Below are 1,274 nucleotides of genomic sequence, written 5' to 3'. Positions count from 1 at the left end.
GTCTATTTCAGTGCCGACAGTTTCCTTAACCATTCCGCCGTCAATCCTGCTTTCAGCATTTTCTCCTCACTTTTCAAGACAAAGGACTTTGCGCGGCAACACGACTATTATTCAGAAGAAGATCGCGCCCGTATTTTCGATACTTTGGGCTACGGGCAAACAGCCGCCGAACCCGATACATTGCTCACCACCTCCCGTCCCAACGTACTTGTCATACTGCTGGAAGGGCTTGGGGGGACGCTGGTCAGTGCCGTAGACACAGCCGCCAACGCGGCCATTACGCCCCATGTGAACCGGCTGGCGCGCGAAGGTATTTTCTTCTCGCGCTGTTATGCCAACTCCTTTCGTACTGACCGCGGCACGCTTTGTGCGCTGAGCGGCTACCCTTCATTTCCCGATGTGAGTGTGATGAAACTGCCCGCCAAGTGTGCGGCCCTGCCCTCCATTGCTGGTTCGTTGCGCCGGGCGGGCTATGCCACTTCGTTCCTCTACGGCGGCGACATCAACTTTACCAACACCAACGGCTATTTGCTTTCCACCGGCTACGAGCGCACTTTCGGCGAGGACGCCTTTACGCCGGCTGAGCGCGCCACACACAACTGGGGGGTGACCGACCATATTACTTTCGACCGCCTCTACCGGATGGTGACCGAGGCGCCTGTGGGCAAGCCCTGGCACATCGCCTTTCTCACCCTGGCCAGTCATGAGCCGTGGCAGGTGCCTTACGGGCGGATCAAGGGTGACGAGGTGGCCAACGCCTTTGCTTACCTCGACGACTGTCTCGGACGCTTCATTGCCCGTTTCAGACAAACGATGCAGTGGCGCAACACCCTTGTGGTCATTCTGCCCGACCATGGCAGCGGCTACCCGTCAGGACTGACCGATGACAATCCGCGCAAGAGCCATATACCGATGATATGGACCGGAGGTGCCGTGCGCCGCCCGCTGGTGGTGGACAAGATCTGTAATCAAAGCGACCTGCCGGCCACCCTGCTGGGAGCCATGGGACTGCCTCACGGTGATTTCCGCTTCAGCCGCAATGTGATGAGCCGTGCCTATAAACGGCCGTCGGCCGTGCACACTTGGAGTGAAGGCATCTTTTGGCTGGACGACACAGGCCTGACGGTCATCAATCTTCTGGCCGCTCCGCAGCGCGTCATGCTCGACACGCCCCGTCCTTCAGCCGCCCGCTCCGCTGCCGCCAACGCGTTTCTCCAGACGGCTTATGATGATTTAGGTGCATTGGGCAGTTGAGAGTTCCAATGGTTCCGGAA

The 1,274-nt window shown here is 58.8% G+C and carries 1 protein-coding gene; it reads left to right on the top strand.

Going from position 1 to position 1,274, the window contains the following annotated elements; genetic code table 11:
• On the top strand, positions 1-1,254 hold a 1,254-nt coding region (locus tag C5S62_RS02095), incomplete at its 5' end, for an LTA synthase family protein (protein WP_104403858.1).
• Positions 1,255-1,274 lie beyond the last annotated feature (20 nt).

The organism is Prevotella sp. MGM2, assembly GCF_002933955.1.
Lineage (GTDB): Bacteria > Bacteroidota > Bacteroidia > Bacteroidales > Bacteroidaceae > Alloprevotella.
Note: the sequence above shows the minus strand (reverse complement) of the source record. Positions and strands in the feature narration are given on the sequence as shown.